Origin of the sequence: Candidatus Nitrosotenuis aquarius (assembly GCF_002787055.1) — an archaeon.
Taxonomy (GTDB): domain Archaea; phylum Thermoproteota; class Nitrososphaeria; order Nitrososphaerales; family Nitrosopumilaceae; genus Nitrosotenuis; species Nitrosotenuis aquarius.
Window position 1 is genome coordinate 22576 of sequence record NZ_CP024808.1, and the last position, 20490, is coordinate 43065.

The 20490-nt window shown below is 42.4% G+C and carries 27 protein-coding genes and 1 tRNA gene; 21 read left to right on the forward strand and 7 right to left on the reverse strand.

Annotated elements, in window-relative coordinates; translation table 11 throughout:
• Positions 1 to 48 precede the first annotated feature (48 nt).
• A complete protein-coding gene (locus NAQ_RS00165) occupies positions 49 to 2136 on the reverse strand; it encodes an AAA family ATPase (protein WP_100181690.1) in 2088 nt (695 codons plus the stop codon).
• A gap of 101 nt (positions 2137 to 2237) precedes the next feature.
• On the opposite strand from NAQ_RS00165, the gene NAQ_RS00170 reads away from it, so the two are divergent.
• Genes NAQ_RS00170 through NAQ_RS00180 form a run of 3 tightly spaced genes read left to right on the forward strand, consistent with a single transcriptional unit; the run spans position 2238 to position 3932 of the window.
• The gene (locus NAQ_RS00170; protein WP_100181691.1) at positions 2238 to 2672 is read left to right on the forward strand and encodes a hypothetical protein; all 435 of its coding nucleotides are present in this window, start codon (positions 2238 to 2240) and stop codon (positions 2670 to 2672) included.
• A 37-nt stretch (positions 2673 to 2709) separates the two neighbouring features.
• Positions 2710 to 3339 carry a helix-turn-helix transcriptional regulator gene (locus NAQ_RS00175; protein ID WP_100181692.1) on the forward strand — a complete coding sequence of 210 codons (630 nt, stop codon included), beginning with the start codon at positions 2710 to 2712 and terminating at the stop codon, positions 3337 to 3339.
• The gene (locus NAQ_RS00180; RefSeq protein ID WP_100181693.1) at positions 3336 to 3932 is read left to right on the forward strand and encodes an RlmE family RNA methyltransferase; all 597 of its coding nucleotides are present in this window, start codon (positions 3336 to 3338) and stop codon (positions 3930 to 3932) included. Before NAQ_RS00175 ends, NAQ_RS00180 begins: the two co-directional genes overlap by 4 nt.
• Here NAQ_RS00180 and NAQ_RS00185 read toward each other — a convergent pair.
• The gene (locus NAQ_RS00185; protein ID WP_100181694.1) at positions 3924 to 5060 is read right to left on the reverse strand and encodes a tRNA (guanine-N1)-methyltransferase; all 1137 of its coding nucleotides are present in this window, start codon (positions 5058 to 5060) and stop codon (positions 3924 to 3926) included. The two genes, NAQ_RS00180 and NAQ_RS00185, sit on opposite strands and share 9 nt — an antisense overlap.
• Before the next feature lie 58 nt (positions 5061 to 5118).
• Between NAQ_RS00185 and rnhB the strand changes: the two genes are divergently transcribed.
• Positions 5119 to 5742 carry a ribonuclease HII gene (gene rnhB / locus NAQ_RS00190; RefSeq protein ID WP_100181695.1) on the forward strand — a complete coding sequence of 208 codons (624 nt, stop codon included), beginning with the start codon at positions 5119 to 5121 and terminating at the stop codon, positions 5740 to 5742.
• Here the strand turns inward: rnhB and NAQ_RS00195 are convergent.
• Both NAQ_RS00195 and NAQ_RS00200 read right to left on the reverse strand, forming a co-directional pair.
• Positions 5727 to 6407: a fibrillarin-like rRNA/tRNA 2'-O-methyltransferase gene (locus NAQ_RS00195; RefSeq protein WP_100181696.1), complete on the reverse strand. Its 681-nt coding sequence runs from the start codon at positions 6405 to 6407 to the stop codon at positions 5727 to 5729. The genes rnhB and NAQ_RS00195 overlap by 16 nt on opposite strands.
• The gene (locus NAQ_RS00200; protein ID WP_100181697.1) at positions 6388 to 7890 is read right to left on the reverse strand and encodes an NOP5/NOP56 family protein; all 1503 of its coding nucleotides are present in this window, start codon (positions 7888 to 7890) and stop codon (positions 6388 to 6390) included. Before NAQ_RS00200 ends, NAQ_RS00195 begins: the two co-directional genes overlap by 20 nt.
• Before the next feature lie 76 nt (positions 7891 to 7966).
• Between NAQ_RS00200 and NAQ_RS00205 the strand changes: the two genes are divergently transcribed.
• The 15 genes from NAQ_RS00205 to NAQ_RS00265 all read left to right on the forward strand — a co-directional run bounded on the left by NAQ_RS00205 (position 7967) and on the right by NAQ_RS00265 (position 17688).
• Positions 7967 to 8875, forward strand: coding sequence for a dihydroorotate dehydrogenase (locus tag NAQ_RS00205; RefSeq protein ID WP_100181698.1), 909 nt, complete (start codon positions 7967 to 7969; stop codon positions 8873 to 8875).
• Positions 8859 to 9671 carry a dihydroorotate dehydrogenase electron transfer subunit gene (locus NAQ_RS00210; protein WP_245871624.1) on the forward strand — a complete coding sequence of 271 codons (813 nt, stop codon included), beginning with the start codon at positions 8859 to 8861 and terminating at the stop codon, positions 9669 to 9671. The genes NAQ_RS00205 and NAQ_RS00210 overlap by 17 nt, the downstream gene beginning before the upstream one ends.
• A 64-nt stretch (positions 9672 to 9735) precedes the next feature.
• Positions 9736 to 11466 carry a B12-binding domain-containing radical SAM protein gene (locus tag NAQ_RS00215; RefSeq protein ID WP_100181699.1) on the forward strand — a complete coding sequence of 577 codons (1731 nt, stop codon included), beginning with the start codon at positions 9736 to 9738 and terminating at the stop codon, positions 11464 to 11466.
• Positions 11467 to 11518: 52 nt separating this feature from the next.
• A complete protein-coding gene (locus tag NAQ_RS00220; RefSeq protein ID WP_100181700.1) occupies positions 11519 to 11701 on the forward strand; it encodes a 30S ribosomal protein S30e in 183 nt (60 codons plus the stop codon).
• Positions 11702 to 11937: 236 nt separating this feature from the next.
• The gene (locus NAQ_RS09930) at positions 11938 to 12096 is read left to right on the forward strand and encodes a hypothetical protein (protein ID WP_162858537.1); all 159 of its coding nucleotides are present in this window, start codon (positions 11938 to 11940) and stop codon (positions 12094 to 12096) included.
• Positions 12097 to 12131: 35 nt separating this feature from the next.
• Positions 12132 to 12320 carry a hypothetical protein gene (locus NAQ_RS00225; protein ID WP_100181701.1) on the forward strand — a complete coding sequence of 63 codons (189 nt, stop codon included), beginning with the start codon at positions 12132 to 12134 and terminating at the stop codon, positions 12318 to 12320.
• A 56-nt stretch (positions 12321 to 12376) separates the two neighbouring features.
• A complete protein-coding gene (locus tag NAQ_RS00230; protein ID WP_100181702.1) occupies positions 12377 to 12757 on the forward strand; it encodes a fluoride efflux transporter FluC in 381 nt (126 codons plus the stop codon).
• 591 nt (positions 12758 to 13348) lie between these two features.
• Entirely contained in the window at positions 13349 to 13480 is a 132-nt protein-coding gene (locus NAQ_RS10355; protein ID WP_256387154.1) for a hypothetical protein, read from the forward strand.
• Positions 13477 to 13851: a hypothetical protein gene (locus NAQ_RS00235; protein WP_100181703.1), complete on the forward strand. Its 375-nt coding sequence runs from the start codon at positions 13477 to 13479 to the stop codon at positions 13849 to 13851. The genes NAQ_RS10355 and NAQ_RS00235 overlap by 4 nt, the downstream gene beginning before the upstream one ends.
• 384 nt (positions 13852 to 14235) lie before the next feature.
• A complete protein-coding gene (gene radA, locus NAQ_RS00240; RefSeq protein WP_100181704.1) occupies positions 14236 to 15234 on the forward strand; it encodes a DNA repair and recombination protein RadA in 999 nt (332 codons plus the stop codon).
• 41 nt (positions 15235 to 15275) lie between these two features.
• Complete coding sequence (locus NAQ_RS00245; RefSeq protein ID WP_100181705.1) at positions 15276 to 15578, forward strand: 50S ribosomal protein L21; 303 nt, start codon at positions 15276 to 15278, stop codon at positions 15576 to 15578.
• Positions 15578 to 15904, forward strand: coding sequence for an RNA polymerase Rpb4 (locus NAQ_RS00250; protein ID WP_100181706.1), 327 nt, complete (start codon positions 15578 to 15580; stop codon positions 15902 to 15904). The genes NAQ_RS00245 and NAQ_RS00250 overlap by 1 nt, the downstream gene beginning before the upstream one ends.
• A gap of 18 nt (positions 15905 to 15922) precedes the next feature.
• Positions 15923 to 16489 (forward strand): DUF655 domain-containing protein, encoded by a 567-nt coding sequence (locus tag NAQ_RS00255; protein ID WP_100181707.1) that lies wholly within the window; start codon positions 15923 to 15925, stop codon positions 16487 to 16489.
• Positions 16476 to 17177, forward strand: coding sequence for a 16S rRNA (adenine(1518)-N(6)/adenine(1519)-N(6))-dimethyltransferase RsmA (gene rsmA / locus NAQ_RS00260; RefSeq protein WP_100181708.1), 702 nt, complete (start codon positions 16476 to 16478; stop codon positions 17175 to 17177). Before NAQ_RS00255 ends, rsmA begins: the two co-directional genes overlap by 14 nt.
• On the forward strand, positions 17161 to 17688 hold the full coding sequence (locus NAQ_RS00265) for a HemK2/MTQ2 family protein methyltransferase (protein ID WP_100181709.1): 528 nt from the start codon (positions 17161 to 17163) through the stop codon (positions 17686 to 17688). The genes rsmA and NAQ_RS00265 overlap by 17 nt, the downstream gene beginning before the upstream one ends.
• On the opposite strand, the gene NAQ_RS00270 is transcribed toward NAQ_RS00265, so the two are convergent.
• On the reverse strand, positions 17677 to 18711 hold the full coding sequence (locus NAQ_RS00270) for an isocitrate/isopropylmalate dehydrogenase family protein (RefSeq protein WP_100183357.1): 1035 nt from the start codon (positions 18709 to 18711) through the stop codon (positions 17677 to 17679). The genes NAQ_RS00265 and NAQ_RS00270 overlap by 12 nt on opposite strands.
• Positions 18712 to 18796: 85 nt before the next feature.
• Here NAQ_RS00270 and NAQ_RS00275 point away from each other — a divergent pair, with 85 nt between their 5' ends.
• Both NAQ_RS00275 and NAQ_RS00280 read left to right on the forward strand, forming a co-directional pair.
• Positions 18797 to 19543: a metallophosphoesterase family protein gene (locus NAQ_RS00275; RefSeq protein ID WP_100181710.1), complete on the forward strand. Its 747-nt coding sequence runs from the start codon at positions 18797 to 18799 to the stop codon at positions 19541 to 19543.
• 40 nt (positions 19544 to 19583) lie between these two features.
• A tRNA-Ser gene (locus NAQ_RS00280) sits at positions 19584 to 19667 on the forward strand.
• A 19-nt stretch (positions 19668 to 19686) separates the two neighbouring features.
• Here NAQ_RS00280 and NAQ_RS00285 read toward each other — a convergent pair.
• On the reverse strand, positions 19687 to 19965 hold the full coding sequence (locus tag NAQ_RS00285; protein WP_100181711.1) for a hypothetical protein: 279 nt from the start codon (positions 19963 to 19965) through the stop codon (positions 19687 to 19689).
• Entirely contained in the window at positions 19944 to 20489 is a 546-nt protein-coding gene (locus NAQ_RS00290) for a hypothetical protein (RefSeq protein WP_100181712.1), read from the reverse strand. The genes NAQ_RS00285 and NAQ_RS00290 overlap by 22 nt, the downstream gene beginning before the upstream one ends.
• Between the last annotated feature and the right edge of the window lies 1 nt (position 20490).

A 20490-nucleotide genomic window follows, 5' to 3' on the forward strand; every position in this document is an offset into this window, starting at 1 on the left:
CTCTTTTTGAGCGTTGGTGATGACTTGTGCGTAAAATACTTTAAGCAGCTATCGAGGCTTGCTTCGCTGGAACTTGGTCAGGCCCACATGGGCAGTCATGTTTTGGTGCTGTCTTATCCTCTCTGCAATAAGTCTGAACAATCCTCGGAACTGGTCCTTTGTCTTGTCTGAGAGGAAATCCGCTTCTTTTAGTGCAATTTTTTCGCAAATGTATCGAGCGATTTCTTCAATGTCAAAATCGTTCCAGCCGTCGTCTCGGTGTTCGTACCAAATGTCTTTGAGGCTTTCGATTATTCCTTTTTTGTTTCTAGCCAGAACCTCTTCTCTTGTTAGGTTTCGGAATCCTTCCTTTCTTAGCTTGATTTCATATGTCTGGTTTACTGCATGCAAATAGTCTTCTGGTAGTATGAGGTCTTCTATTGACTCAATTGACTTTCCGCCCTGTTCTAGGTATATGATTTGCATGTCTGTAAACTCGTTTGCCTTGAGCTGTTCTGCTATTTTCTTTGATTCTAGGGTGTTATCTAAAATCACAAAGACATTGTGGCCGTGGTTTCTGTAGAATATGGCAAGTGGTAGCGTAGAGTTTTTGCTGTATGACGCAACAACGTTTAGCGGATTCATCGAAATATTTGGATCCTCTAGGAACTTGTCAAATGAATTCAGAAACATTGCATCTGACATTGTCTCTACTATTATGACTGGTCGAGAGTTGGTGCCAATTTCTCTGTCCACAATAGATTCTACTAGTCCTCGTGACAAGCCATACAAAATTGGGATTAGTGTGGCGTCGTCAGCATTCCAGTAATCATAGTGGATTCTGCTGAGGTGCTTTCGTTTGTCCAACTCCACTACAAGCAGGTTGCCTGGAGTGTAATCAAATATCATAAATGGCGAATGGGTTGCATATAGGACCTGGTTTGAGCCTGCCAAATTCTTGAGAAGGTCAGATATTCCCATTTGTTGTGCTGGGTGAAGGTTTCTTGCAGGCTCATCCAAAAGCAAAATTGCCTCTTTGAGCTCTGCTCGCTGTGTTTCTGCTGCAAAGTTTACAATGAATGAAAATGTCCACTTGAATCCTTCAGCTCTTCTGCTTAGAAGACCTGTGTTTGTCACGGTTCCATCCCTGTGCACATCAGATATTACGACACTCATGATGTTGCCTGGGTTGTATCGCAGATCAACATGGATTGGGTCGCCCTTCCACGCCGGATTTAGTCTGTCAGTTAATCTTCGGCTTGCAGTGTTTAGGAGCTTGATCAGCTTTGGCGGGCTGGATTTGTATTCTTCAAGTTTTTCAGTGTCCAGCTCTGCCAGATAGAACAAGTTTCGGACTGTTTCGGCCTTGTCAAATTCCTCATAACCTGCACCTTCCAGCTTTTGTGTTTCCTTGATGTATTCGTCGAGATTTATGTTGCCATAGATTTTCTTATAGTCAGAAAAGTAGACAAATCTTGGATGCAGGTGTTCTAGGACAAAGTTCTCTAGCGCTGTTTTTTCCGTAGCTCCAACTAGTAGCTCATCGTAGGTCTTTTCTCGCTCTTGGTAGAATCTTGACCACTCTGAGAGAATGTATGGCTCATCAGCTGCAAGCATGTTCAACGAATTGTTAAAGACTGTCATTTCGCTGAGGAATGTCTCTCTGTCCTTTGGTGGAGGACCTTCGAAGAACTTGGTGTCAAACTGAATCCTAATGTGGTTTGGTATCGCGGAGATAAAGTTTAGAATTTTCTCTGTATAATTTTCCCAGGAATTTAGCGCCTTGTCTTTTTCCTCGCTTATTTTTACAGAGCCAAAGTCATACTGGATCTTCTGACTCTTGTTGGTCCTAAAGATCCTCATGGCTGTGATCTCTGGCAAGTGCGGGAATCTTTCCTTGATTAGTTTGGTTTCTTGGCCGGTTAGATGAAAGTCGCCTTCGACTATGACTATTTCTGACTTTAGCTCCTCTGTCATTTCATCGCACAAATCCAACTCAGATACTCGCTCGTCTCGGTTTAGCAGAGTCAATGCCTGCAGAATTGTGGTCTTGCCGCTTTCGTTTCGCCCAACAAATGCTGCCAGGTCGCCAACTTTGATTTCGCCAGAATCGTGAATGCATCGATATGCACGCACTCGGAATTTTCTTAATCGCATCTAGCGCACATCTGGGGTGGCAACGATTTAACTTATTCGTCATTGTGATACGCACAAAAATTGCTATAGATATAAAAACACAAGATGCCAAGAAAAACTAAATGGCATCAAAAGGCATCGCGATTTTCATAATTCCAATAATTTTCTCATTTGTGTATGGGGGAGCAGTCCTCGGAACGGCGCTTTCTGGACAAATGGACGCAGTGCAGACACACTCTGGTGGCGCTATTGATATTTTGGACTTGCAATCTCAGTACTCTAGTGGAGAAAAGACTAGTGTGCAAATCTCAGTTGATGACTCTGCATATGATTGCGGGGATCTGTACATTACCATTTATGATGTCTCCGGAGGACAAAAAAAGGCAGTGAAGCAGGGTGCATTCTTTGATCAGTGTTATGGAGAATCTGGAACCCTGCCAATCAATGACAAATTTTCAGAAACAATTGACGCAGGACAATACTTGCTTGAAGTTCAATTATTTGACAAAAACGGAGACAAGTTCCTTAGCGCATCTCAGAGATTTAGCGTACAATAATGCGATGTTATATATTGTAAAACAAGCGTGATTCATCATGGCAAAAAAGGCTGCTGAGAAAGATTCTAAGAAAGACAAGAAAAAAGAAGAAAAGAAAACCAAGCCTGCAAAGGAAGAAAAAAAGACAAAGGCGGCCAAAGAAGACAAGAAAAAAGACAAAAAAGAAAAACTGGTCAAAAAGGAAGCAAAAGAAGAAAAAAAGAAAAAGAAGGAAGAAGAGGAACCAGAAAAAACACTAGAAGAGCAACTAGAAGAAGAATTAACAGATGAGGAAATTGAGAATTTCCAAATCGATAAAGTTGACATGGAAAAGCTCACAAACCGTGTCTGTCTGTTTTTGGCAAATTATGATGACGGCATTGTTCAAAGCGAATTATGGAAGAAATTCAAACTTACTAGCCGTGATGGCTCTAGATTGGCGCTAAAACTAGAAAGAATGGGAATCATTACCCGTGAAAAAATTCTTGAAAACAAGAGATGGACCTATGTTCTAAAAATCAAAAAGACTCCTGTCAGCACTGACTCTATTGAGAATGCACCGTGCTTGGTGTGTCCTGTAGAACAAAAATGCTCGCTTGATGGCGAAGTGAGTCCACGAACATGTCAGTGGATTGAAGAGTGGTCAATCAATGAACTCTCTAAACCAAAGAAAAAGAAAGAACAATGAAACTACTAGATGCAAAACGTGATCATTATAGAAAGCTAGCAAAAGAGCAAGGATATAGAAGCCGTGCAACATACAAACTGCTTGAGCTAAACAATTCGTATAGGATAATTGGTCCCGGATTCAATGTTGTGGATTTGGGATGCGCACCGGGTGGATGGTTGCAGGCTGCAGTAAAGCTTGCAGGCAACAAGGGACGGGTCGTTGGAATTGACACATCATACATGGACGAGGTAGATGGTGCTCACTTTATCAAAGGAAGCGTAGAGGACGAATCCGTTGTCGATGAAATCATCGAATATCTTGGAACAAAGGCAAACGCCGTAGTCTGCGATATTTCTCCGCAAATTACTGGCCACTGGTCAATGGATCATGCAAAACAAATCTCTCTGAATTATTCCTGCTCCAAAATAATGGATAGAGTATTGGCGCAAAAAGGAAATGCACTGTTCAAGGTTTTTGATGGCGAATACTCTATGGAGTTTCGTGATTATCTGAAAAAGAAGTTTGCCAAGGTTCATCTAAAAAAGCCAAACGCCAGCAGAAAACCAAGCAGCGAACTGTATTTTGTCTGCCTTGGATATGGCCTAGGCTGAAAAAATCTCTTTGATCTTGTCTATTTTGGAATTAGTCCTAAATCCAGTTGGATTAAACGAGGTGGGGCTGGCAGAAAATCCGTTTTGCTGCAGTCTTGATATTATTTGGTCTAGCGGAATTGGTGCTGACTTGAGACGCTCGGCAATCTCATCTAGGGTGTAGTAGCAAGCAGGCATCTCGGATTCAAGTAGTGCTTTTTGGATTGCCTTTTCGCATTTTTTATCCACATAATCTGGAATGTTCTGAATCATCTGCGCAACAAAGTCTTTGTCAAATAATTTGCCGATCCAAAGGGGGCCTGCCAACTCTATTGTACTAGAACACAGCTCACAACTGGATATTGACTCTGATGTTGCGCGTCTATTTCCACAGTTTTTGCAGTGGGCAATGTATCCGATTTGGTCACGCGTGTCTGGCTTGTTTAGTATTCTAAGATAAACCCGATAATAATGCTGGTTTGTCTCTACAAACATTGGCGTTGCCTCTACGTCTAGTCTGGCTGCAACAGAAATCGTTAGGCCTAGGATCAATCGAATTGATATTTCGTTGCTGTATGCTGTCTTGACTGGAATTCCGTGGTATTTTTTCTTGCAGGCATCCTTGAACAATCCGTGCAGTACCTGTAGATCTGTTGCGGAAACTGATAACATCCCCTTGTGAACGGTTGCCCTAATTCCACAGTCAATGTATTTTGCAGGAGAACCAAACGGATCAATGTCTACAATTGCCCCGCGACTGCCCTTTTTTGAAAATGCGTTGAAAAACTGGCAAATGTCGTTTTTTGATACTTGATAATTTGCCAGATTGTTTATCTCGGCAGATTTTTTTGATAATTCTAGGGCACTTGGGTTTAGGTCGTTTACAAAGACCTCAGTACCTGGTATCTCGTTTGCCACACGCAGTCCGCGTGCGCCAAGGCCAGAGAGTCCATCTAAAAATAACTTTTGACCTTCAAAGTTTTTCAAAAACGTGGAATAAACAATAATGGAAAAATCGCGGCTCAGCTTTGCCCTTGGGTTGAAAAACGCAATGTCTCGCGGTGGGACCTTTTGCTCCAAAGCCCCCCTTGGAATTAGGATCTGCGTTTTTCCCTCTGTAATGGTTGTGATTTGGTTGTCTATCTGCAATTGATCGCAAGTATTTTTCTCTAAAACGGTTTAATACGTATCTGTTCGAGTCAGACTCGTGCTGGTTTGTGGCGTAGATGAGGCAGGAAGGGGCTCCATGCTAGGTCCTTTGGTTGTTGCAGCAATTGCGATAGAAAAATCAAAAATTCCGGAACTAGAAAAAATTGGAGTCAAGGATTCCAAGAAACTATCTCCAAAGACACGAGAAACACTATACAAGAAAATAATCAAAATTGTAGATGATTATCAAATATCAAAGGCAACCCCAAAACAAATAGATCTGGCAGTAAACCAGCACAAGCTTAACAACTTGGAATTGATTCACATGGCCAAAGTCATAACAAAACTGCAACCTTATGTTTCATATGTTGATTCATGCGATGTGAATGCAACACGATTTGGAAAAGAGATCGCCAAAATCACACACAGTAAAATAAAGTCATACCATCATGCAGACTCTAAATTCGTCGTAGTCTCTGCGGCGTCAATTATTGCCAAGGTGACTCGTGACAGAGCAATTGCAAGCCTTGCAAAAAAACATCCAGTGGGAAGTGGATATCCTTCTGATTCCAAGACTGTATTGTTTGTAAAAAACTGGTTTTTGCAAAACGGCAAGCTGCCCAACTATGTTAGAAAGAGCTGGGCTCCATCAAAACTGATTATGTCTCAGCCCTTGGCGTGATATTTTGCCACGACTAAGCCGTGGTCTTTGTCGTATGGTTCTAGCGTCATGTCTTGTATGATCTCAAAGTTATTTTGGAGTTTTTTCATCTCGCTTTGAATGACGTTTTTTGGTGACTGGGTGACATCAATGCTTCTTGTTTTGATTACTAGGAAGAGATATCCGCCGTCTTTGAGGTATGCCTGGCAGTTTGTTATGGCGATCTCTGTTTGATCTGGCTGTGCTATGTCAGAATAGACGACATCTACCTTGCCGTACACGGAAAAATACTGTTTTGGGTGTCTTGCGTCCTGCAATATTGGTACGACATTTTTTCTAAAATTTGCAACCCTGTCTAAAAAGTCCCGAGCTACTCTGCTTGCATGCTCTACTGCAAAGACTATGCCATTATATCCCACAATGTCTGATATGTGAGATACTGTTGTACCTGTAGATGCGCCTAGATACAAAACCTTGGTGCCATGAGTGATGGGAAATACATCTAATCCAATATACAGAGCAGCTGCTAGCTTGCTTCGAAACGGATCCCAAATTCGATATTCTATTTTGGACTTTTTGTAGAGTTTCTCACCATAAACAGTATTTCCTTCAACATAATTTTCAGTGGCTAGTCTTTTTTGGCCGTCAAGTCTTAGCCAAATAAAATCAGAATCTTCGCTTTCCAAACTTTTTTCGCTTGCCGGAATCCCCTCTAAATTCTCTACGAGGGCCGTCTGATTCTCCTCTGGATCTGAATCCGTCACGTCTAGAATCCCTATCTCTGAAGCTTTGATGTGGCTTGTCATCTCTGAATCCTTGGCGTGATCTATCATCTCTATCTCTGAAACTATCACGCGGCCTATCGTCCCGATTTCTATTCCTAAAACTATCACGCGGCCTATCGTCCCGATTTCTATTCCTAAAACTATCACGCGGCCTATCATCACTTCTTCCAAAACCTCTAGAATCTCTATCTCTTGGTCTTCTGTCTCGTCTATCGTCTCTTCTTCCAAAGTCGTGATGTCCTTCTCTTTGTGGTTGCGGTGGACGCTCTGTTGGCTCTTTGTATTTTTCTCCAATCTCTGTGACTCGAACATTTAGCTTGTCCAGTAGAGTCTGGTTTAGACCTGCACCGTATACATCAACACGTGCAGCAATTGCTGCCTTTGATGCAATGGCTCGAGCCATCTTGCCTCTCTGCCATCGTGGTGCGGCATGAACTATTGGATGCTGGAACAAAATTCCATGTTTTGGTGGCTGAGTTCCGGTCTTTAGTGCCCGGAATAGAGCTTTTTCTGCGCCAAGGACTTGGATAGTGCTTGCAGGAAGTGTCGCCAATTTCTTGATGCTGCCCGCTTTAGCCAAAATTCTTGCCCCTACTGCAGTGCCAAGTATAGCTGCAACGTTTGGAGCAATGACATTCATCTGAGATTCAATATGGGATTCAATTGCATTTCTTGCCTTTGCCATGTCAAGAATTTGTCTTGCTATGGATTGCACTATGGCAAGATTTTCTTGGGAAATGTCGCCACCCTTGCTCTTTTGCTGAATTACAGAAAGCATCTGGACTTTGGAATCCGGAAAGCCTGCGTCTTGGTAGACTTTGTCTGAAAGAGAAGATCTGTTTCCTGCCATGACAATTTGCGCATAACCATTTATGCTGTCTATAATGTTGTCTAGCTCCGGAAAGTGCAGGCCGTACCATTCTCGCAGTCTTGATGATAAACCGTTAATCATTACGTCCATTTCGTCCAGCGCATTGATTGCCTGGATGATGTGCAGGTCTGGACTCTGGGATACCTCAGTAACTCTTGATGCCGATAGCGATAATGCAAAGTCTCTAAGCTTCGACATGGCGTCGCCGATATTTTTTGCAAAGCCAGCGTCAACTAGGACTTGGGGCTTGTTTGCCTGGATTTCATCCATCTGCTTTTCGTCCATTATCTGGACGTCAAGCGATTCTTTTTTGAGCGCCTTGAGCAATGCGTCATCGCTTATGAAAAATCCTGCGTTTAGTTCTCTGAGATAATTAATGACGGAATTGTTTTTGAGATTGCCCTTTTTTGCTTCCACAAATTCCGATGCTGGGTTATCAAAGGCAAATGATTTGGAAACTGTATTGTTTTGTGAAACTACAATGCCAAGCTCTGTTACTATAACAAAATACACAATGCAGGTTTGATCTTCGGATTAAAAAAGCTACCATAAATCAACTATTATAAGACAACAAAATCAACTCAATCAAGTGACGCCTGACCTTTCTGTATCGATTGGCCCAATCAAATTTGGCAGGCCTGCAATGCTTGCTTCGGGAATTTTGGGCATATCCCTTGAGGTTTTCAATCGAATTTATCGTAGCGGGGCAGGTGCAGTAGTATCAAAATCACTTAGCAAAGAGCCATGGGAAGGCTATCCAAATCCTACAATAGTTGGAATCAAGGGAGGATACCTAAATGCGGTCGGACTCTCAAATCCCGGTGCTCCATATTTTGCAAACATGATAAAGTCAAACAAGGATGTGCCAATCATAGTTAGTTTGGTTGGCTCTATTGAAGATGAATTTGAATTCATGGTGCAGCAGTTTGAAGGTTGCAACGTTGCGGCGTACGAGCTAAACCTGTCTTGTCCCCACGTGGAAAAAGTCGGCCTCGAAGTCGGCGATGATCCAAAACTGGTGACGAAGATTGTATCTCGAGTCAAGTCGGTCGCAAAAGCACCAGTGATTGGCAAGGTAGGCCTTGGCACTACAAACTATCTGGATACAGTCAAGGCGGCAATCGACGGAGGAGCAGACGCAATCACAGCAATTAACACATTGCGCGCAATGGGAATAGATGTAGAGACGCAACGACCAATACTGAGCCACAAAATTGGAGGGCTGTCTGGTCCTGCAATAAAACCCGTGGCAGTCAGATGCGTCTATGAAATCACATCAAAATACGACATTCCAGTAATTGGGTGCGGGGGCGTCTCTACATGGGAGGATGCACTAGAGTTTATCTTTGCGGGGGCATCTGCAATCCAAGTGGGCAGCGCAATAGGTGATGGGTGGATTGACGTTTTTGGAAACATCAATGACGGTATTGCAAATTACATGAAGAAAAAAGAATATTCAAAAATCTCGGAGATGGTGGGCCTTGCAAAGCGTTTCTAAGACCCCATCCATTAGAACAATTGAAAAGGTAATAGACGAAACCCCGACTGTCAGAACTATAATAATATCTGATTCAAATCTGGCAAATGTTCTGCCTGGACAATTCGCAATGGTGTGGATTCCGGGTGTGAATGAGCTGCCAATGAGCATAATGATTACCGAAGAAAACGGCAAAGCCGCATTTACTGTTCGAAAGCGTGGCGTGTCATCTACTGCCTTGTATGACCTAAAGGTAGGCCAGCAAATCGGAGTACGTGGCCCATACGGCAATGCATTTGACATCCGTGACGGCAAAATTGTACTCGTTGGTGGCGGCACAGGCCTAGTCCCACTGATGAGGCTGGCAAAATTTGCAAAGCCGACAAACGATATCACAATACTGATGGGCTCTAAATCCAAAGACGAAGTATTCTTTGAAAACCTGGCAAATAGAATTCTCAAGGACAAAAAGCACCAAGTAATAGTAACTACTGAGGATGGCTCGTACGGGGAACGAGGATTTGTAACAGATGTCCTAGAAAGACTAGTTCAGAATACCAAGTTTGACGCAATTTACACATGTGGTCCTGAGATAATGATGCACAAAATCGTCCAGCTTGCAAATTCAAAGGGGATCTTTGTCCAAGCGTCACTGGAAAGAATGATGAAATGCGGAATTGGAATCTGTGGAAGCTGTTGTATGGATGAAGTATTGGTGTGTCATGATGGTACGATCTTTGATGGAAAATTCCTGGCAAGCTCGCAAGAATTTGGTCACACTCATCGAGCCAAGTCTGGAATCTTGGAAAATTACTAATCCGACAAAATACCGGCGTAAAACTACCTAAAGGTTTAAAATAAATAAAAAAAGAGACGCGTCAATGGCAAAACCAAAGATCGTACTGACAGCAGACCGCACTCTGATGTCTAACTATAGGGGAATCTCACTAGCTACCTTCTTTGGATGCGCGCCAGCACTGGATCCAAACCGAGATCACAATTCTTTTTGGTACAAAATTCTAAAAAACCAAGTAACACCGAAGGTTCTCTTTGACTTTATTTGTAATCCCATTCCGCACAACAACGGAGTTGCAGCTTATGCCCCATATGGCCTTCGAAAAGTAGAGGCGGGTTTGTTACGTGATGGATTTGCAAGAGAGGACGTGGTAGTTGCCCATCCAGACCATGTTGAGAAATTCATTGGTCCTGAAACCCAAGTAGTTGGCACATATGAGATGGACCCACTTGGAATGGGACCAGTCACCATGACATTTACCTATGGAAGAAAGCAAATGTCATACGACGAATATTACAATATCTATTTACACAAAAAAATCATAGAGGCAAAGAAAAAATCCGGCAGCAATGCCAAAGTGATATCTGGCGCTTCTGGAACATGGCAGTACAACTATGACCCAGAAAAAATAGAAGAGCTTGGCATCTATGCTATTTTAGAAGGTGAGCTTGGAGGAATTGCACCAGAAATCGACGGCCATGCAGGACGATTCTTCAAGTACCTAATTGACGGCGAATTTGAAAACATGAATCCATTCCGAAAGCGAAGCGATTTCAAAGTTGATATCAAGGAATTTGAGAGAAACGGAAGAAAACTGCATGGAAGATTTGTGAATTTCTGGGACAGACCGGAAATTGACGAAATCCCTGAGATTGTCGAGCCATCAATGCACGGCATGATAGAAGTAATGAGGGGATGCGGACGTGGATGCAAATTCTGCGATGTGACCCTTAGAGCATTAAGGTATTATCCTCCAGAGAAAGTAAAGCGCGAAATTGAAATCAACATCAAAAAGGGTGGACTGCGTAACGCATGGCTTCACTCTGATGATATTTTCGTATATGGAATGGATCCGAGAACAAACAAGCAGATGGAGCCAAACCGCGAGGCGCTAGAGGAACTATTCCAAGCAGTAATGGACGCAGGAGTAACACACACCAACCCCACACACGGAACACTAGCAGGAGCTATAGCAGACGAAAAATTGATTCCAAATCTCTCAAAAATAATTCATGCCAGCCCATCAAATCTCATTGGGGTACAATGTGGATTTGAGACAGGCAGCCTAAGACTGATCGGCAAATATGCAGACCGCAAACTTGCGCCATTTATGCCAGAAGAATGGCACTGGGTGGTAAAAGAGGGAGTAAAGACGCTAAACGAGAACCACTGGGTTCCGGCATTTACACTGATTATGGGCCTTGACAATGACGAAACCCCAGAAGATTCCTGGGAGACAATTCAGCTAATCAGCGAGCTGGAGCGAGAGCAGCCAGATTCCATGTTTACAACAACCCCGCTGACATTTGTCCCAATCGGACTACTGGAAAAATCAGAATTCTTTAACATTGGCAACGAGATGAGTCCTGCACAGCTAGGTGTCATGTACAAGACCTGGCAGCACAACTTCAAGTATGGAATCCAGAAATTCATGACCAAGACTGGAACCCGCCAGACCTCTGTCCAAAAACAGTTCTTTAACATGCTTGCCCGCTCTTTGGGCGGCGTCCCGCTGACTGCGATGGAAAAATACGCAAGAAGAAAGGGCAAAGAGCACGAAAAGGTAATCGAGACTGTCAAGGCAAAGTACTGGTAAACCACAATTACCACTCGCATTTATAAAACCGAATTTCTAAACAAAATACACAATGGCAACCCACGGATCTATTACAAAAGCAGGAAAGGTAAAGGGCCAGACACCAAAAGTTGAGGGTCGAAAGCGAGTAGGAACAATATCCATATTGCGCAACAAGAGCAACTTTAGGAAGAGATTTGCACTGCACCGAACTCCTGGTCAAAACAAACCTGGCCAAAGAAAACGAAAACGCTAGGACTATTTCTTTTTCATAATTCATACGCAATCCTAAATTACTAGGTGTCGCCACACTGATCAAACAGAATTGGCAAGCTAACCGTTTGGCGGTTAAAATGGGCCAAGACTTGGGACGTGCGAATCCCCGAGTCTTTGCTCATATTTCCAAAATTGAAAATGCATCCATGATTTTAGCTAATAAGCTGGCCTCGTGGACAACACATTTTTTAATTAACAATATGAACTTCATATCACATGAAACAATGCAAGACCTGCGGAGAACAATTTGACGGAAACGCCCGCGAGTTTTGCTCTTGGCAGTGTGAGGAAAACCACGTAAAATCACTGCGAAAAAAACTGGATGATGCGGTAAAGACCGACCGCGGCCACACGCAAAAGCTGAGCAAACAGTAGAAGACTTTTTATTTCATTTTTGGATTATAGAAAACATGAATGGCAAGCTGAAATTCTTGGTATTGCTAATGATACTGCCACTATTGACAATAGCAGTAACCAGCATGCCGGAAGCAGACGCAGAGGGTGGGGAAAAATCTTGCTCAAAGAAGGACAAGTCTGGAAAAACCATGTCTTCTAGCGCATCTAAAATGTCATATAAAATGAGCAAAAAATCACTCTGACTGGTCTGAATTATCAAACCTTCATTTAGAAATCTCATTGATTTTTGTTATGTGTAATGAAAGGACTGGAACTTGGCCTGCTTGCGGCAGGCGGAATATTGGGCACATTTTTGCGATACAAAATTACCGAGTCGCCAATACTGTTTGGCGCGCTCCAAGTAAATGTCCTAATTGTAAATGTGATTGGCAGCTTTATTCTGGGCTTGTTTTTTGTAGCATCGACGCAATGGAGCCTTGATACAAAATACGTATTGTTCTTGGCAGTTGGGTTTTGCGGGTCTTTGACTACCATGTCTGCATTTGCATTGGAATCTGGTAGTTTAATTGAGAACAAGCAGTTTGGCCTAGTTGCACTTAACATCTTGGCAAATGTAGGGCTGTCAATTGGTGCAATATTTGCCGGAAAATCCATCATGGGTCTTGCAATGCACGCCTAGGCATCAAAACTAATTATTGATTGATGCTGTATTGGGGTGTAATTGGACAAAAAATGTGTTAGATGTGGTCAGTCCTTTGAGTGCCAGGAAAACGAATCTTGCTGGTGTTTTAAGGAAGATAGAGTCAGTCCGGAATATTCGGATTGTGTGTGCAAGAATTGTCTGAAATTACAGTATCGCAAGAAACTGATGGGGATCTAGTTTAAACCCAGTAACACAGGTGTTAATTTTTGATTGTATCAAAACATTCGTAACTCATGGGATATGCTAAAATGTCAACCTAAGTGTGATTAGTTGTAGGTCAATCTTAAATCAAAGATTGGCGTATTATACTATCATGCCAGATGTAAAAGGTTACGTGTTCTGGGCATGAGCAAGTCCATTTACTATCTACCTTGATTACATCATAATCTCGGTTAGTGGTCTGCGAGTGAACGTGATAATGATAGTCTGAAACTCTGATTAGGTCTGATTTCAAGGCTATTTCTTTGCCTTTCTGCTCTCTCATGTTTTCCATACTACTAGTAGTATTGTAACATTATATTAATATTTCTGTAAATATTTAAATAATGTTAGTAGTATTTGTTATCCATGGGTGAGAAGAAGGTCACATCTATCAAAATAGAGGAAAGCCTACACGATAGAGCCAAAATCGAAGCTATAAAGCGAAAGATCACTCTAGCCGAACTGATAGAGGAAGCGTTGAAGAAAGAAATCAAATGAAACTCTTTGAAGATTATGAAGATATTTTCCACAGGGCGTTAGACCATTACGAAGATAAGCTGAGAATGGTTTCCAAAGAAGACGGTTTAGAATCTCTTGTTAGTAATGATCTAAACAAAAATGCGGATGATGTGAAAGAGTTAAGAGAAAATCTGGCCCGATATGATGATACTGATTTAACAGAATGGGCTAGAAAAAACCTCTGTTTGGCGTTAACTTACTATGTCGATTATCTGAAAAAATCCATTGAGGAAACTAGAACAAATCTTAATGATCTCAACTTAGAGTTTAAACAAACTCAGAAAGAGATCGATCTGGCTGACGAGGCTAAGAAAAAATACTGCCCCGCTGGTTGGAATACCAAAAATTAGTACCGTATAACAAAGTAATGGTACTGAAACATACCAACTTTTTTAAACTAGTAGAACCATGTCTTGATCGCCATGGCAGACAACTGTTCATGCAAAAAAACGTACACCTACGTGTGCAAAGATACCTCGACAGGCACATCTTGCACGCGTATTGACACAGCACCAAAGTGCTCTAGTCAAAGGGTGACTACGTTCATCAAAGTCTGATTAGTTTCTTGAATATTCAAGAACTTTCAGCTACCCCTTATTTTTTCTAGGGGTATTTAGCTTTTTTGGTGGTCTTGGTGGCTATCAACCGAAACTTTACACCTCATAGATCAACCACAGATTTGACAGAATCCTAAATCGACATCTTTAATTAGGTAAGGTACCGTACCTTACGGTATGGTAGAAGAATTAAGACTTGACAGTCTTGACGGCGTAGGCCCAGTCACCACTAAAAAGATGACTGACGCAGGCATACACAACATTATGGACCTAGTTGTCAGAGGTCCAGTCGATATCGCTGAAGTAACTGGCATGGACAAGGAGACAGCAGAAAAGATAGTGACCAAGGCAAGGCAGGTTCTAGTCGAACAGGGCCTAATTGCCAAGGATTTTGTCACTGCAACTGAAATCTACAAAAGAAGACAGGACATTGGCAAAATCTCAACCGGTACACAATGCCTTGATCAGCTGCTAGACGGCGGAATCGAAACCCAGGCACTAACCGAAGTATATGGTGAATTTGGCTCTGGTAAAACCCAGTTCTGTCACACTGCATGTGTGATGGTACAAAAGCCAAAGGAAGAAGGCGGACTTGGCGGCGGCGTACTATATGTCGACTCTGAGAACACCTTTAGACCAGAAAGAGTCGTATCAATCGCAAAAGCAAAGGGATTGGATCCAGAAAAAGTACTGGACAACATCATTGTTGCTCGCGCATACAACTCTGCACACCAAACACTGATCCTCGAGGAAGCTGGCGCTATCATAGAACAACACAACATCAAGCTAATCATTGCAGACTCGGCAGTAGGTCTGTTCAGATCCGAATACCTCGGAAGAGGCACACTATCTGAGAGACAGCAAAGACTAAACCGATTCATGCATCTGTTGGTTAGAACAGCAGAAACATACAACTGTGCAGCAATTGCAACAAACCAAGTTCAGGCATCCCCAGATGTCTTCTTTGGCGACCCAATCAAGGCAATTGGCGGAAACGTAGTTGCACACACCAGCACGTATAGAATCTACTTCAAAAAATCTGGCAAAAAGAGAATTGCTCGTATGGTAGACAGTCCTCACCATCCAGAGGAAGAGGTAATCTTTACGGTTACCGAAGGCGGAATTGCCGATCCTGAGGATGATACCAAAAAGAAGAAGAAAGCCGAAGAGGAATAGGTCTAAGGTTTAAAATAAGGGCTCCAAACCCCTTTTTTTGTATGACTACAAAGAAGCCATCTGGCCACTCTCATGGATTTAGACACAAGTCCAGATCCGCACTAACAAAACAACAACCACGTGGAGTGGCGTTTTTGATGAGAGAATACAAGCAAGGCGACCAGGCACTGGTGATTGTAGATCCAAGACAGCACAAGTCTTTGCCACACAGAAGATACCACGGTAAAGTGGGAACAATAACCGCAGTTGGAAGACGTGCAGTAACCATAGATGTCAAGCTAGGTAACAAGACGAAAACCTTAATCACTAGATTGGACCATATCAAACCGTTCGGTGTGAAATAATGGAACAAGTAAAGAAAAGCCAGCCAATTTCATTGGCGGAAGTAAAAGAGATTTTGGAAAAAGAGGATCCAGAGAAAATGGACCAAATCCAGAGATGGACTCATGATTATGTTACCAAGTTTACCAAGCTTGATTCAAAATCTGCAAAAAAGATCAAGCAGGAACTCAAAAAGGAATGCGGACTAACAGAAGAAGAGGCAGTAGAAATTGTCAATATAATGCCAACAACACTTGCCGAGCTTAGAGCATTCACATTTGGATGGAAAAAACTCATCCTAGCAGAAACACTAGAAAAAATTCTAAACATCATCAAGGGGAACTCTTAGAGAATTAGGTGATCTTTTTTGGAAAGGAGTCATGTACCACCACGCAAGTATGAAGAATATGCATATGTCCTAGACTATGTCACGCGTGGCAGAGCAACCACAGTGCGTGGACGCGAAGGAATAATCATAACCGCAATAGGTGAAGACAGACTGACATTATTAGAGGTCCTGGGAATGGAGGGCACTGCATTTGACATTGGCGAGAGAATCTATATTGGAAAAGAAGGCAGAACAAAAATACAATCGGTACTTGGAAAGCTAGAACACTCGCACATTTCAGCGGCAGCCCAGAGTGAGCTCAAAAATGTCATTACCAGTATTGTATCAAACAATGAAAAAAGATTTGTAGACTACATCAACAACGCACAACCACTGACGCCGAGAATTCATGCACTGGAGTTGATTCCGGGAATTGGAAAAACCTACATGAAGACCATCCTAGAAGAGCGAGAAAAGACAAAATTTACCAGCTTTGCGGACTTGCAGGAGCGAGTTGGCCTCAAAGAACCAATGAAGCACATCATCGACAGAATCATGGATGAGATAACTGGCGAAGTCAAAGTGACACTGTTTGTCAAAAAATAGGCGCCAGAGACTGGGCCAACACTTTCTCAAATCGCAAAACATTGCTCAAAAAATAGTCGACTCTGCACAAATCACGCCGCAAGACACAGTATTTGAGATAGGAACTGGTCCTGGAATTCTCACGCCATTGTTGTGCGAAAATGCAAAATCCGTCATAACAATAGAGGCAGATGAATCATTATACTCTGATGCCATACTCAAATTCTCCAAGATTCCAAAACTGGAGATAATGTACGGTGATGGATTTGGAATAGATGTCGATTTTACCATATTTGTGTCAAATCTGCCATACTCTGAAAGTAAAAGAGCAATAGAGTGGCTAGGACAGAAAAAATTCAAGTGCGCCATAGTAATGGTCCAGAAGGAATTTGCAGAAAAACTGGCTGCCAAAGGCAGAAACATCCATGCAATCTCTGTGATTGCAGATTACTGCTTTGATATTAAGAAAATTGTAAAGGTTGGCAAGAGTAATTTCTCTCCCCCACCAAAGGTTGACTCTGTGGTACTGAGACTGACGCCAAAAAAGCAGATCGGCCAAGAATTGATAGATTCAGTGGAAAAATTATTCTCGCAGAGAAGAAAGACCATATCAAATATTGCAAAATCATTTGGCAAGTCCATACAATCAGATAAAAGACTAGAGGAGCTAAGCACAGACGAGATAATCAAAATTGCAAAGCAACTCTAGGTATGATCCAGCAGAGGACACTTTTTTTCTGGCAGATCACATACAAGACGAAAAAGGCAAAGCGGCGCTAGAAGTTGGCACAGGCTCTGGCTATCTGGCTAAAATTTTAGAGAAAAACTTTGATCTGGTCGTTGCAACCGACATTGACTATAATACAATATCAAGACAGGGCTCGAAAATCCAAAACGGAGTATGTTGTGTTGGTGCAGATGCACTAGGAGCGCAATTTGATTTTATTGTGTGCAATTTGCCGTATCTACCATCAGATGATGTTGTAGATAGAACAGTTGATGGTGGACGGGAAGGCCTCGAAATTCCAATCCCGATAATAAAATCTGCAAAATATAGGCTCAAGCCTGGAGGCAAAATGCTGTACTTGACTTCATCTCTTGCAAATTACACAAAGCTGATGCGAGAGACAGAACTACTTGGATTTGATGTTAGGGTATTGGCAAAAAAGAAACTATTCTTTGAAGAATTGATACTTGTAGAGGCAAAATTATTTTCTTAGCTTTGTCTTTGCAATTCTGCAGATCTCGTCAGTCATTTGCTGTGTTGTGGCAGTTCCGCCGATATCGAACGTGACTGATTTTCCCTCATTGATTACCTGTTCTGTTGCCGCAAAAATTGCATTTCTTATGTCTCGCTCGCCAAGATATTCAACCATCCATGCTCCAGATAGTATAGCTGCAGTCGGATTTACCTTGTTTAGTCCCTTAAACGACGGCGCGCTTCCATGTGCTGCTTCGAACATTGCGTAATTATCACCCATATTTGATGAATACACCAGTCCAATAGAGCCGATGATTCCAGATGCCAATTCCGATACAATATCCATGAACAGATTAGTGCTTGCTAAAACTGCGCCGTTGAATTGTGATGGGTTTACCACTAGTTGCTGCATCATATTGTCGATGTATATTTCAGAAACCTCTAGGCCTGGAACCTGAGCGCCTGCCTTGCAGACCTCGTCCCAGAAAATTCCGTCTGTCATTTTGAGAATGTTGCGTTTTGTAATTGCAACAAACTTGTTCATATTGTAATTTTTTGCCCAACTCATTGCAGAATTGATGAATCTGCGACAGCCAGGACGTGTGATTTTTCTAATTGCAATTGCCGCGTCCTCTGTTAGCTGGACTTCTATTCCGGTATAGAGGCCTTCGGTTGCCTCCCTAAAGCAGACAAAATCCAAGTCGTGGTTTGGAGTGACTCTCTTGTATGTCTTGATTGGCCTGATGTTAGAGTATAGCTCAAATTTCTGTCGCAGTGTTACTGCAACGCTTCGAGGCGCACCTGGCTTTGGTATTGTGGTAGTTGGGCCCTTGAAGCACGCATTCGTCGTTTCCAGTAACCTCATGGTGTTTTCTGGAATGTATGTTGGGTCTTTTTCGCCGTTTTTCTGCCACTGCTCCGAGCCTGCATCAGCTAGTACCAATTCTACCTGGGAGTTGCACTCTTGCAACACCTTGATCATTGAATCGACTACCTCTGGTCCTATTCCGTCGCCCTTGATCACGGTTGCTTTTTTGCCCAATTCAGCTTTGTTGGGCAAAATTTGATTATTTAACTCTAGGCTTGAAAGAAAACTACATTAGCTGATTTTTCTAAAATTACATCAAATGATAATTGTTCAGCTTTCAGACATTCATGTGGGCTCGCAGTTCAAGGAAGAAACATTTGAGCAGGTAATAGAGGAGGTAAACGAGCTCAAGCCGGACGCAGTAATACTTACGGGCGACCTCACAAATGAAGGCCTCACAAAGGAATACGAAAAGTGCAAATCATTGATGGCAAGACTGAAAACCAAAAAAATCATCGCGCTTCCTGGAAACCACGATTACAGAAACACCGGTTATCTATTGTTCAAAAAGCATTTTCCATTTGAGACTGTAAACGACCTTGGCGACGGAGTAGTAGTAATAACAATAGGGACAGCTCGACCCGACAGGGACGAAGGCGAAGTAGGATACAGACAAAACCTCTGGCTAGAGCGAACCATGAAAAAATATGAAAATAAAATAAAGATTCTGGCAATGCATCATCATTTGGTTGGTATTCCAGATACTGGCTCCGCACGAGTAGAGGTAATTGATGCAGGCGATGTTCTAAGAACTATACTTGCAACAAAGGTCAATCTGGTGTTGTGCGGCCACAAGCACAGGCCGTGGATCTGGAACTTCAAAGGATTATCCATAGTGAATGCAGGCACTGCATCGTCTGAGCGAGTCCGGGGATTGTTCGAGAACACCTACAACATCATTACTATAAAGAACAAGAAAATCCACGTCGACCTCAAAATTGTCGGCGGCAAAAAAATCCCACTGGAAAGCATAGTGGAACACTATACTCGTTCCGGCGAAGAATAACGGCTGAATTTATTTACAGATTGGTATTTTCAGACCTTGAGCGGGGGTCGCCTAGCCTGGTAGGGCGTGGGATTGCTAATCCCATGTCCGCAAGGACCCGTGGGTTCAAATCCCATCCCCCGCGCTTACGATTTTTCCTATAACTAACGGAACTTTTCCTGAAAATTGAACCTGTTCTCATCATTTGGCCTTGTAAACATTCTTGAGCGGTTGTATGCCCCAAACACAAACAAAAGATATGCCCAAAGATACGGAATGTCAATTGGGTGTCCTGTGTAGTATGTCTCATCTAAAGACAAAACAAGAAAACCATAATCAGCTGCAACAAAGCAGAGCATGCCGATCAAAAGACATGACAAAAGAAAATTCATCTCACCCCTGAAGAAAAGAACCAGCCCCACTATGATTGGTACAAGTGACATGGCATCTGCAAGTGGATATGAAAGACCAAACACAGTCTCAAAATCATCAAGTTGGATTCACTCCATGTATGGTATATTAGAAATCCAGAAATTACTAGGGAGACTCCTATGGCAAAGACGACCGTCTTGAGTGATATTGCGTTTTTGAACGGTTTGAGGTAGAAAATTGCAAATGCGATGTAAAAAGGATAACCTGCCAACCAGAAAAAGTCTGCCTCCGATGGCCAAGGGTCTACTCTGTATATTATCTCGTAGACTGTCCAGATTCTCTCTGCAATATACCAAAGAACAACAAAAACGACAAAACAAATCCAACCTCTTCCAAAATCCCCGCGGTTTCCTTCTTTGATTAGTAAAAAGATGGATATTGCAACCAATGGAGTTGTTATTATCAAATTCAAAATGTTAGATGTTATCTCTGCATAATCTTGGCCAAAATAGTTAGCAGCTAGAATACTAACTGTGATTGTGGCAAGAAGTGACACAAGGGATTTTCTGCTTGTTAGCAGTATACTGGCGTTCAAA